14 protein-coding genes are annotated in these 11,170 nt (G+C 68.6%); 7 read left to right on the plus strand and 7 right to left on the minus strand.

The features are described 5' to 3' along the window. Positions 1-205: 205 nt before the first annotated feature. Positions 206-481 (plus strand): hypothetical protein, encoded by a 276-nt coding sequence (locus ACFV0Q_RS30330; RefSeq protein WP_385009558.1) that lies wholly within the window; start codon positions 206-208, stop codon positions 479-481. Between the two features lie 235 nt (positions 482-716). On the opposite strand, the gene ACFV0Q_RS30335 is transcribed toward ACFV0Q_RS30330, so the two are convergent. Next, the gene (locus ACFV0Q_RS30335) at positions 717-1,454 is read right to left on the minus strand and encodes an SAM-dependent methyltransferase (protein WP_385009559.1); all 738 of its coding nucleotides are present in this window, start codon (positions 1,452-1,454) and stop codon (positions 717-719) included. A gap of 135 nt (positions 1,455-1,589) precedes the next feature. After that, on the minus strand, positions 1,590-2,240 hold the full coding sequence (locus ACFV0Q_RS30340; RefSeq protein WP_385009560.1) for an HAD family hydrolase: 651 nt from the start codon (positions 2,238-2,240) through the stop codon (positions 1,590-1,592). Between the two features lie 421 nt (positions 2,241-2,661). Here ACFV0Q_RS30340 and ACFV0Q_RS30345 point away from each other — a divergent pair, with 421 nt between their 5' ends. The 5 genes from ACFV0Q_RS30345 to ACFV0Q_RS30365 all read left to right on the plus strand — a co-directional run bounded on the left by ACFV0Q_RS30345 (position 2,662) and on the right by ACFV0Q_RS30365 (position 5,915). Then, on the plus strand, positions 2,662-2,865 hold the full coding sequence (locus tag ACFV0Q_RS30345; RefSeq protein ID WP_385009561.1) for a cold-shock protein: 204 nt from the start codon (positions 2,662-2,664) through the stop codon (positions 2,863-2,865). Positions 2,866-3,195: 330 nt separating this feature from the next. Beyond that, complete coding sequence (locus tag ACFV0Q_RS30350; protein WP_385009562.1) at positions 3,196-4,716, plus strand: DEAD/DEAH box helicase; 1,521 nt, start codon at positions 3,196-3,198, stop codon at positions 4,714-4,716. Between the two features lie 46 nt (positions 4,717-4,762). Further along, complete coding sequence (locus tag ACFV0Q_RS30355; protein ID WP_385009563.1) at positions 4,763-5,167, plus strand: CBS domain-containing protein; 405 nt, start codon at positions 4,763-4,765, stop codon at positions 5,165-5,167. Between the two features lie 48 nt (positions 5,168-5,215). Beyond that, positions 5,216-5,527, plus strand: a complete 312-nt coding sequence (locus ACFV0Q_RS30360; RefSeq protein WP_385009564.1) for an SCO5918 family protein — start codon at positions 5,216-5,218, stop codon at positions 5,525-5,527. 229 nt (positions 5,528-5,756) lie between these two features. Further along, positions 5,757-5,915, plus strand: coding sequence for a hypothetical protein (locus ACFV0Q_RS30365; RefSeq protein ID WP_385009565.1), 159 nt, complete (start codon positions 5,757-5,759; stop codon positions 5,913-5,915). Between the two features lie 37 nt (positions 5,916-5,952). Here ACFV0Q_RS30365 and ACFV0Q_RS30370 read toward each other — a convergent pair whose 3' ends face one another. The 3 genes from ACFV0Q_RS30370 to ACFV0Q_RS30380 form a co-directional block, all read right to left on the minus strand. Next, positions 5,953-6,255, minus strand: coding sequence for a protealysin inhibitor emfourin (locus ACFV0Q_RS30370; protein WP_385009566.1), 303 nt, complete (start codon positions 6,253-6,255; stop codon positions 5,953-5,955). A gap of 19 nt (positions 6,256-6,274) precedes the next feature. Beyond that, positions 6,275-7,486, minus strand: a complete 1,212-nt coding sequence (locus ACFV0Q_RS30375; protein WP_385009567.1) for a M4 family metallopeptidase — start codon at positions 7,484-7,486, stop codon at positions 6,275-6,277. 320 nt (positions 7,487-7,806) lie between these two features. Further along, a complete protein-coding gene (locus ACFV0Q_RS30380) occupies positions 7,807-8,691 on the minus strand; it encodes a LysR family transcriptional regulator (RefSeq protein WP_385009568.1) in 885 nt (294 codons plus the stop codon). Between the two features lie 141 nt (positions 8,692-8,832). Here ACFV0Q_RS30380 and ACFV0Q_RS30385 point away from each other — a divergent pair, with 141 nt between their 5' ends. After that, positions 8,833-9,303: a cupin domain-containing protein gene (locus tag ACFV0Q_RS30385; RefSeq protein WP_385009569.1), complete on the plus strand. Its 471-nt coding sequence runs from the start codon at positions 8,833-8,835 to the stop codon at positions 9,301-9,303. Positions 9,304-9,439: 136 nt separating this feature from the next. Here ACFV0Q_RS30385 and ACFV0Q_RS30390 read toward each other — a convergent pair whose 3' ends face one another. Together ACFV0Q_RS30390 and ACFV0Q_RS30395 are read right to left on the minus strand one after the other, a co-directional pair. Further along, positions 9,440-10,480: a vWA domain-containing protein gene (locus tag ACFV0Q_RS30390; protein ID WP_385009570.1), complete on the minus strand. Its 1,041-nt coding sequence runs from the start codon at positions 10,478-10,480 to the stop codon at positions 9,440-9,442. A 371-nt stretch (positions 10,481-10,851) separates the two neighbouring features. Next, a partial coding sequence (locus ACFV0Q_RS30395) for a CAP domain-containing protein (RefSeq protein WP_385009571.1) occupies positions 10,852-11,170 on the minus strand: 319 nt, incomplete at its 5' end.

Genomic DNA, 11,170 nt, shown 5'->3' on the forward strand with positions numbered 1-11,170 from the left:
GGTACTGCGCACCCCTATCGGGTGCGCACGGCGGGGGGCTGCTCTAGCGTCGAAGGGGGAAGGAAAGCTCTGCCGAGCCGATCCGCTACGGGAGCCCGGCGATGGCGGCCGCGCCTTCGGTTGCGCGGGCTCGGTGCCGTTCCCACGCGGATCCGGCACACCCGGTTCCCGGGCCGCGCGATCCCCCGGAGAGCAGGTGCGTCCCATGAGCATGCCGACCCGTACCGCAGGTGTTCTCACCGGTCTGGCCCTCGCATTCGGCGGCGTCATCCTCGCCGCGCCCACTGCCCAATCCGACATTCCCGCCTGCACGAAGACGGTCGAGAGCGCGGGTTTCGAAGTAACCGACGCCGTCAGGACCGCGTGCTACCGCGGTGTGGTCAGCGACCTGCAGGGGTGCGTAAGCGGGCTGACCGCCGCCGGTGTGCCCGGCGGCGCCGCGAACGGCGCCTGCCGACTGGCGCCCCACGAGCCTCGCTAGGCGCTTCCGTGATCAAGCAGCACTGACGACCTCGTGACCGCGACCTCGCTGCACGACGTTCACGCCCCGGGGACCGCAACCCCCGTCCATGACGAGGCCCTGGACCGGTGCTTCGACGCCCTCCGCCCCTCCGCAGAGCGTCTCGCCGGCCGGGACCGGACGCCGCTCCACCCGCGCCGGCACGGCTGCACGGTCTGTCGGCGGGGGAGAGGCGCCCGGGCTGGTCCAGGGTCGGTCAGTCGGACGTCCGGCGCAGGACCAGGCTGACGAAGCCCCACATGTCCCGGTAGACGTGCAACCACTCGGTGCGGCGGTTCGTGGCTGTCTCGAGCGCCTGCGAGCTGTCCGGGTGGTCAGGGTGGTCCAGGGCCCACGAGGCCAACGATCCCCAGCAGGTCCACTCGTAGTCGTCCAGCTCACGGCGCGTGCTGACGTGCCCGTGAACGGGGGTCCACCCGTCGGCGACGACGAGGTCCAGAGTGGTCGCCAGGTCGCTGTAGTCCCCGAGCATCTCGGCGGCTTCCTGTGACGGCTCGCGTTCCCAGAAGCCTTCACCGATCAGGACGCGCCCGCCCGGAGCCAGGTGTTCACGCGCCGCCGCGAGGGTGGGCAGCAAGCCGCCGAACGCGTGCGTTGCCCCCACGCTGAGTATCAGATCGAACGAGCGCGGGGAACGGAAGTCCGCGGCCTTCAGGTGGTGCAGTGCAAGGCGCGATTGGACGCCCAGACGGCTCGCCTCCTCATCTGCCTGACGGAGGTCGTCCTCGGATATGTCGACGCCCTCGGCGTGCAGTTGCCCATGGGTGCTCAGGGCGCGCAGGAGCCATTCCCCGCTGCCGCAGCCCAGGTCGAGTACGCGCTCGTCGCCACGGGGGACGCCGTGTTCCAGCAGCCGGCGTACCGAGTCGTCGTCGAGCGGGGACTTGATCGGGTGGTTGGCATGGGCGAGTCTGGAGATCTGTTCACGATTCACCGGCGCATTGTCACAGTGCCGGAGGCCGTACGCACCTCAATTTTCGCTGTGGCCTGGACGTTTGTCAGGCAACCGCTGATCCACGGGAACCGGCCGTTGGCTCCGTGGTGGTGACGGATTGTCACTTCTTGTGGGTCACTGTTCGGTCAGCAGGGTGGGCAGCTTGCGCATGTCGTGGAAGACGACGGTGCCGGTGCCTTCGAGCCGCTCGGCCGGGGTGAGTCCGCCGGCGTAGCCGAAGGAGCGCATGCCTGCGGCGCGGGCGGCCTGGACGCCGGGCCGGCTGTCCTCGACCACCACGCAGGCGGCGGGGTCGACGCCCATCTGCCGTGCGGCGTACAGGAACAGATCGGGGGCGGGTTTGCCGTGGGTGACTTCGGTGGCGCTGTAGATGCGGCCCGCGAACCGCTCGTAGAGGCCGGTGCGGCCCAGGGTGTGGCGCATCTTCCCGTGGGATCCGCTGGAGGCCACGCACGTCGGCAGCGTGATCGCGTCGAGTGCCTCCGGCAGTCCCTCGACGGGGGCGAGCCCAGCATCCACGGCCTCGCGGTGGAGCTGCTCGAATCGCTCCGACCACAGTGCGGCCGTCTCCTCGCCGAGCCGGGCGGCCACCTGCACGCGGACGGAGGCGCTGGAGCGCCCGATGAACCGGTCGATGACCTCGTTCTCGGTGAGGGGCCAGCCCAACTCCGCCCCGAGCAAGACCTGGACGCGTGCGGCGATCCGCTCGCTGTCGACCAGCACCCCGTCGCAGTCGAATATCACGAGTTCAATCGGCTTGATCATCCCCGCAGCATAGGGCTTGCCCGGTCACGCGGCCCGCGGCTCCTCGCGTTGGACGACGTGGCCCGAGCGGACCTCCGGCTTCGGAGCAGGCTCGGCCGGGGGCGGTGGGCGGGCGCCCCGAGCTGCTCTTCGAGTGGGCCAATACCTGTGACCGCGGGATGAGAATTTCACGTCCATCGCGGGGAGGGTATTTGCCGCAACGGTCAGCGTGGAATTATTTTACGCACGCAGACCACTACGACATGCTACTGTCGTTCTCAGTTGCAGTCATGGTTCCCACACTTCAAGCGCCTCCGCCGGTGTTTTCGGCCGCTGAAAGCGCTTTTATATCTCCGGCATGTTTTCCGGGCGGGGCATCATCGCGGCGACCCGGTAGTCGCACACCGCGGATGCCGGCGGACTGCCCCAAAGGAGATATGACATGGCTGCTGGCACCGTGAAGTGGTTCGACGCGGCAAAGGGTTTCGGCTTCATCGAGCAGGACGGTGGCGGCCCTGACGTGTTCGCCCACTTCTCGAACATCGCCGCCCAGGGCTTCCGCGAACTGCTCGAAGGCCAGAAGGTCACCTTCGACATCGCTCAGGGCCAGAAGGGCCCGACCGCCGAGAACATCGTTCCCGCCTGACACTGACGCGCACTCGCAGCTGGGGCCCGCATCCTTCGGGGTGCGGGCCCCAGCTGCTGGAACGTCCCGCCGTGATGCCACCTGCGGGATGGCCGCCACCCAGGGACCCGCACCCGGGATGCGGACCTCTTCGGAGCCGCCCCCAAACCGACGTCCTGATGTCACGTCCGTTGACATGACATGGCATGACCTATTTCAGCGCCTGCGCCGACACGCATTTTCGGTGGGCCGGGTCCGCTTTCGCATTCATTCGGCCGTTCTTGTGATTACCCGCGCTGCTCTTCCGCTGCGGGAATTCCTTGATACGTGCCGTATCAAGGAAGGTTCTGAATGAACCCCACACGTACGAACAACCGCTCCTCCCGTACCCGCGGCCGCACTGGCGGCGCCGCTTTCGACTCCGGCTCAGGCTCCGGTTCGGGCCGAGGCAGCCGCTTCGGTTCGTCCGCCCCGAGCCGTTCGGGAGGCCAGAACCGCTCGGGCGGCTACGGCCGGCGACCCGCCGCGGTACAGGGTGAGTTCGCCCTGCCGAAGACGATCACCCCCGCGCTGCCCGCCGTCGAGGCGTTCGCCGATCTCGACATGCCCGCGCAGCTGCTCACCGCACTGGCCGCCGAGGGCGTGAGCGTGCCGTTCCCGATCCAGGGCGCGACCCTCCCCAACACCCTCGCGGGCCGCGACGCCCTGGGCCGCGGCCGCACCGGGTCCGGCAAGACGCTGGCCTTCGGCCTGGCCCTGCTGGCTCGTACGGCCGGACAGCGCGCCGAGCCCAAGCAGCCCCTCGCGCTGGTCCTCGTACCGACGCGCGAACTCGCCCAGCAGGTCACCGACGCGCTCACCCCCTATGCCCGGGCAGTGAAGCTGCGGCTGGCGACCGTCGTCGGCGGTATGCCCATCGGCCGCCAGGCCCACGCGCTGCGCGGCGGCGCCGAGGTGGTCGTGGCGACGCCGGGACGGCTCAAGGACCTCATCGACCGCGGCGACTGCCGACTGAACCAGGTCGCGATCACCGTCCTGGACGAGGCCGACCAGATGGCCGACATGGGCTTCATGCCCCAGGTCACCGCCCTGCTCGACCAGGTCCGCCCCGAAGGCCAGCGGATGCTCTTCTCCGCGACCCTGGACCGCAACGTCGACCTCCTGGTCCGCCGCTACCTCACCGACCCCGTCGTCCACTCCGTCGACCCTTCCCAGGGCGCGGTCACCACGATGGAACACCACGTCCTGCACGTGCACGGCACGGACAAGCAGGCCACCGCCACCGAGATCGCCGCCCGCGACGGCCGAGTGATCATGTTCCTCGACACCAAGCACGCGGTGGACCGCCTCACCCAGGACCTCCTCAACAGCGGGGTCCGCGCCGCCGCGCTGCACGGGGGCAAGTCGCAGCCCCAGCGGACCCGCACCCTGGCCCAGTTCAAGACGGGACACGTCACCGTCCTGGTCGCCACGAACGTCGCCGCCCGCGGCATCCACGTCGACAACCTCGACCTCGTCGTCAACGTGGACCCGCCGACCGACCACAAGGACTACCTGCACCGCGGCGGCCGTACCGCGCGCGCCGGCGAGTCCGGCAGCGTCGTCACCCTCGTCACCCCCAACCAGCGCCGCGACATGACCCGCCTCATGGCCGCCGCCGGCATCGTCCCCCAGACCACCCAGGTCCGCTCCGGCGACGAAACGCTCCACCGCATCACCGGCGCCCAGGCCCCCTCCGGCATCCCCGTCACCATCACCGCCCCGGTGTCCGAGCGGCCCAAGCGCAGCGCCGCCTCGCGCGGCCGTCGCAGTCCCGCCTCGGCCGCACGGCGCGCGAGCACGCGGCAGTCCGCCGTCGATGCGGCGGCCTGAGAACCACTTGCTCAGAAAACTGGCCCATCTCTGCAGGAGGCATGTCTTGACGCTGGTCCAGATGCAGCCCCGCTCGGCGAACGCCAACCCCGTACACCGGACGGTGGACGACGCCATGGAGGCGGCCGGCCCGCAGATCTGTGACGACATGACGGTCGAAGTGGCCCTGTCCGTCATGGCCAGTGCCCGCGCGGGACATCTACTCGTCTGCGACGAGGACGGCCTGTGCACCGGACTGGTCACCCAGCCCCAGCTCGCCGCCATCCGTGACAGCGACGCGTACACGGACCGGGTCCGGCTGCGTGACGTCCTCGGCGACCGAGGGCCGTTCACCTCGCCCCGGACCACGATGGCCGAGGCCGAACACGCGATGCGCTACCGTCGGCTCGACGCCCTCCCCGTCGTCGACGAACACGGCAGCGCTCTGGGCATCCTCGCCCTCGCACGCTGAACGACCTCACACGGTCGGACCATTCACCTCTTCTCCCTGTGAGGCATCATGCGCTGCGTCATCGCCCGCTTCCCGTTCGACCTCACCAAGAGCGGTGTCCTGGAATCCATGAAGGGCGTCAAGCCCGAGGAGGTCGTCGGTGAGTCCGTGATCATCGGCCGCCGAACCTACCCCGTCAAGCAGGTCGGCCGGGTCGTCACCCGCCAGGACCCCCGCGACTTCAGCGCCGGCGAAGTCATCCGCGCGATGACCCAGCTCGGCTTCACCTGCCGCGGCCTTCCCACGGCGGCCGCGCCCACGCGCGCCCTCAGCCCGCTCCAGCAGGCCTCCGTGATGCTCGGCACCCCCGTGACCGTCTGACGGACGACAAGGGTGCAAGCCGACACCCGAACAGCGGGAGGGGCCCGACCCGGCGCGCCGATCGGGCCCTTCCGCGTACCGGCGGCCCGTCCGACGAGGCCCGGGAAGTCGGGCGCTTCCCGGATGGGCCCGGAGCAGGGCAGGACTCGCATACGTGAGACCCGCGCGTGCCGTTGGTGCGACGCCCGTCTGCTGTACGTACTCGGCCGCAGTGGGTGAAGGTGGGTCCATGAGCATTCGACGTGCAACCTGGAACCGCTTCCTCAGGCATCCCGGCGGCCAGTTCGCAGTCGTCGCCGTACTGATGTTGGTCTTGTTTGCGCTGGTCGGCCTCGGAGTGACGTTCGCTCTCGGTGTGCTCTTCGGCGGTAACTGGATGGTCTTCTGAACACAGTTGCGGGAGCCATCCGCCGGCTGGTGGTGCGTCACTGCTGCTCGAAGTGTTTCTGAAGCCAAGTGAGCAAGGCCGCGAACTCGCGGGTCATGGCGGCGTCCGACTGCTTGAGGACCGTCGAGCGGCCGCCGTCCTCCACGGTGATCGTGTAGCTCATCGCATCCCTGGCGAGGCTGGGCCGGTCCACCGTGGGCGTCGGGGCGGCCGCCGCCACCAGCTGGGCGAGCTCCGCCGCAGCGTTCTCGGGCAGCGCGTCTGTGTCCCATACCCTGGGCGGGAGGCGGAGGCCGGATGCCGCCGCCAGCCCGCCGTATGTCGCCAGAGTCACCTTCATCGCGCGCGACCTCGGGTGGTCACCAGGTCCGCTTCAGCGCGGCCATGTCCTTGGCCAGCCCCGTCACCTTGGCGTTCAGTTCCCCGACCTGCCTGGTCAGAGCTGCCAGACCGTCCTGCCGGCCCACGCCACCGTTACCGTTGACCGCAAGGCTGCGTGCCCTGGCGACCCCGGTCGGGATACGACTGATCTGGATTTCCACTTCCTGCCACGCCGTCAACACGGTGGACTGTTCGGCACTGTCGACGCCGAACAATTCCCCGGCCTTCTGGAACGTGGTGTCCGCGAATTCCTGGAACGTGGTGTCCCTGCTGGACGCTCTGAGCGATTCGTGCCAGATGCGTCCGGCGGTCTCCCATGCGAATCCGCCGATGCCCACCGCCGTCAGGAAGAAGGCCTTGTTCGGAATGCCGGAGTTGTAGTGCACCGCGCCGTAGTCCCCGTCCTCCGTGTCGGGTAGGTGGACGAATCTGCTCATACGGTCGGGCTGGGGGTCCCTGCCGAACTGGGCATTGTTGTACGCATGCCCCGGCGCCTTCATCGATCGCAGGGCGTCGGCATCGATTCCCGGGGTCCATATGTCAGCCCCGATCAGCCAGTCCGCCTCTTCGGCCGACTGCTTCAGCGACCACTGTTTGACCAGCGACCCGAAGACGTCCGAAATCGACTCGTTCAGGGCGCCGGACTGGTTGTGGTACTCGAGCCCCGCGATGTATTCGGTGACTCCGTGCGTCAACTCGTGGGCGATCACGTCGAGGGATCCGGTGAGGTTTCCGAACTTCCTCCCGTCCCCGTCGCCGAAGATCATCTGCTGTCCGTCCCAGAACGCGTTGTTGAACTTCACGCCGAAGTGGACGTACCCGTCGAGGCGCATTCCCCGCCCGTCGATCGAGTTGCGCTGAAACACCTCTTTGTAGAAATCGCGTGTCAGGCCGAGCCCGTCGAACGCCTGGTTGACGGCCTCGTCCGATGGCTCCGGTCCGTCCTCCGGCCTGGCCAGGGACGCGGATGGGAGGAAAGCCCCCTGCTCGCAGTCGAAAACGGTGCGCCGAGCGTTGGCCGGGGCGCTCGCGCCGGCGAAGGACGCTCGGATCCCTCGCTCACCGCGCAAGTGAGCGGTGGTCAGCAGGGTGTCCAGCGCGGCCTGGCGCACCTCACTGTCCTCGCTCTCGAGGAGCTTCTTCAGAAGGTACGGGGGGATGATGCAGTTGAGTCGGCAGGTCCTGCTCATAGGACACCTCCTGATTAAGAGGACCGACGGTTAAACATTCATCAACAAGCGGAAGATTCGCGACGTCAACGTGGCCAGACGCAGCATTGCCACGGGCCCTCCGAGGGGCTCGGGGTGGATGCGTGGCATCGAATACAAACGGACGGCGGCTCTGGGCCTGGCAGCAGCACGAGAAGGCTGGCGCCGACCGGCTGCGCTTCCAGAGGGGGGCCACGCTGATATCACCAGTCTCCGGCCGCCCGAAGTGACTGGCAAACGCAACGCAGCACGCCGGATATCAGCCCAAGGCGGGGCTCCCGTTCGGGGCGGTTCGGCCGGGGTCAGTGCGTGTCGGCCGCTGCTGCCAGGAGCTGACGAAGGGCGGGGCCCGGTACGCCGGGCAGAACGGCGAGGAAAATGGTGATCGGCGGGGCAGCCAGCGGGCGGATGGCGGTGCCGGCGACCTCAGGAAGTCCGGTCACCTCGTAGAAGACGGTCCAGGACGGTGCCCGGTCGCCTTCCGCGCCGATCGCGGTGAGGGTGTCCTGGAGGTCGGTGAACGGCGCGGCGGCCGTCGGCGCGTGACCGATGGCCTCCCGGAACGCACTCGTCACCAGGTCGTGGAACGGGGCATTGCGTTCGCGCTCCGCCAGCCGCAGCGGCAGCTCGGCGAGGTCGCCGAGAGCGGGCCTCGCCAGGGCCGCTGCCGGATGCCGCGCGGGTAGGGCGACGTAGAGGGGGTCCTGCCAGAGCGGGAGCAGTTCCAGGCCGGGGGCGACGGGCAGGGCCCGTACGAGAGCCGCGTCCAGTGCGCCGGTACGGACGGCCGCGAGCCGTTCGGAGGCCGGCATCCGGCGGACCCGTACGCGCAGGTCCGGGGCCAGATCCGCGAGCCGGGACAGCAGCCGGTACACCCGGTCCCCAGGCCCTCGTACGGCGCCCAGGTCGAGCGCGCCGGTCTCCCCGGCGGCAATCCGCTCGGCGGTCCGCCGGGTCCGGTCGGCCGCGTCGAGGACGGATCTCGCCTCGGGCAGCAACCGGGCTCCGGCCGCCGTCAGGGCAACCCGGCGAGTGGAGCGCTCGAAGAGGGTGAGGCCGAGTTCACGCTCCAGGCGGCGCACCTGCTGGCTGACCGCGGACTGGACGATGTGGAGCCGCTCGGCGGCTCGGGCGAAGCCGCCCTCCTCGGCCACTGCCACGAAGTACCGCAGTTGCCGTATTTCCATTCCCGGGCCCCCTGGACTCATCCGATTCATCACGAGTGGTGATCGCTGTAGGTCGGGAACGGTTCTGGTTCACGGCTTCTTCCCCAGGTCGAATGGAGGCCGGACGTACGGAGGACCGTACCGAGGAGAGGAACTTCAACCATGGGTGAGGGCAAGGTGCGGGACACGGAGACGGCGGCGGTTGTCGTGCAGGCGCAGGACGCGGAGTATGTGCCGCTGCCGCACGGCGGAGGGTTCACCTTGCTGATGGACGGCGGCCCGCTCGCCGTCAACCGCCTCGCCCTGGGTCCCGGCGCGGCGGGAGCCCGGCCCCACGTCCACTCCAGCGCGGCGGAGCTTTTCCATGTGCTGTCCGGGACGGTGGAGTTCCGGCTGGGAGGCACGGTCGAGGAAGTCGGCCCGGGCGGCCTGGTGCTGGTGCCGCCGGGCCTGCCGCACGCCTTCGGCGCCACGACGGACGGACCGGCCGAACTACTGGTCGTGATGAACTCGTCGGCGGAGCGGTTCGAGTACTTCCGGGCCCTGGGCCGTATCCAGCACGGGCTGCAGCCCTTCACCGACCTGCTTCCCCTCCAGGACCAGTACGACGTGCACTTCGTCGACCATGCGTAGGCCATCTCGGCGCCCGATCGGCAGCGCGGGCGGCTCGGGCAACGCTGTGCGCCCGGATGCCAGGCGTGGATCGTGGCGCCCCGACGGCGGGCTCGGCGGTCCTGCGCCAGGACCGCCGAGCAGGGCTGCCGTGGCGTCAGTTCATGAACAGCACCCGCGTGTTCGGTACGAGCTTTCGGTTGACGCTGGTGCTCTGCACGAAGATGGTGAAGTCGTCGTTGTGGTCCGGCTTGACGCGGACTTCAGAGTCGGGCAGGCCGAGCAGGGCTCGGGCCTCCGGTCCCGAGTAGACCCGGTCCGTCTTCTTTTCCAGCACCGCGATCTGCTTTCGTGCCTGGACCTTTTCCGACTTGCTCAGCTGGTAGAACGCGCAACCGGTGCGATAGGTGTGCCCGGACTCGACGACCCATTCCCGTATGGCCGCCGCGCGCGTCACGGGAATCAGCTGGTACTGCGACGGATCCACCGGTGTGAGACCGGCTGCCTCGATGGTCTCCTTGTTGACCTTCTCCGCACCCGTGGAGAATACCGCCCGCGATCCACGGATTCCCTTGGTGCGGCCCACCATGAAGTTCTCGGTGGCTTTCAGGATGACCTGTCCGGCCTCTTCCAGACCTTGTGTGCTCGTGGCGTCCCAGATGGCGATGTTGTCCTTCGGGAAGCCGCACTGCATGGCCTCGCGCTTGCCCATCTGGTCCGGCACGAGGACGGCCAGCGTCCAGTTGTCCGCCTGAGTCGCGATCATCGTGGCCACGGCCTGCACCAGTTCACGCGGGTTCTGGGCCGGAGCGTCCGGGCAGCGGTGACTTGCGTTCTCCTGTCCGTCCGTCAGCACGAAGGTGAGGAAGCTGTGGTCGCCGTAAAGCTGAGCGGTCTGGGCGAGTTCCCGCTGCGACTTCAGCGTGGCCGCCAGCAGAGCCGTCATTCCACCGACGCGGTACATCTGCTTCAGGGACGGCATTCGCAGCACGTCCTTGTCGTAGATGACGCACTCGACCTTGTCCGCGAAGACGTACACCGTGACGCGGGTTTCCTGGTCCAGTTCCTTCGACCGGCGGGCCAGATAGGCGATTTGCTCGTCGGCGACTTCGACCACCTTGCCACTCAGATGTGACATGGACGAACTCGCATCCAACACGAGAGCAACGTGATTGATGTAGTTCTGCTTTCCGGCCATGACGGCTCCCCCTCTTTCCCGACTGGATGCTCCTATCCTCCCACCCACCACTGACAATCGATCTTGGACGCAGGATGCCGTCGCCCCTGCACAGCAGGCAGCACCCCGTGCAGTACTGGCAGTTCGGGCGTGGAGCCGCGCGCACGGACCGGTCCGGGACGGCACCCAGATGACGAACCTGGGGGCGCCGGGGTGGGTGTGCGGTTGTACCCGGCAGGCGGCACAGCCCGGACCCGGTCCGGGCTGTGCCGTGGAGTGATCATGGCCGTCGCGCCCGGGGTCAGTGACACCGGCTTCCCGCCGAACCGCTTCTCGTACGCGAGGCGGGGTGCGCGGTGGGCTCGTGTGCCGGCCCGCTCTGGTCCGCTCGTTCAGTCGGTGAAGACTTGGACGATGCGGTTGCCTGCGACGGCGACGCCGGTTTTGGTGAAGCTGCAGTTCTTGATGTTGCTGGAGTGGATGCCGCTTGCGAGCCAGCCGTCGACGTGTGTCTTCTCATCGCCCGAGCCCCAGGCGATGTTCTCGGCGGACGCGTTGAACGTCGCCCCGGCCTTCTTGAGCCGGTCCTGAATGCTCGAGCCGTCCGAGCCCTTGTGGTCGGTGGTGGTGTCGTTCGCGTATTCCTGTCCCGCGGCGGTCAGTTTGGGTTCGACGGTCAGCGGCTGGCAGCATACCTGAGTTCGAGCCTGG

The organism is Streptomyces sp. NPDC059564, from assembly GCF_042735575.1.
Lineage (GTDB): Bacteria > Actinomycetota > Actinomycetes > Streptomycetales > Streptomycetaceae > Streptomyces.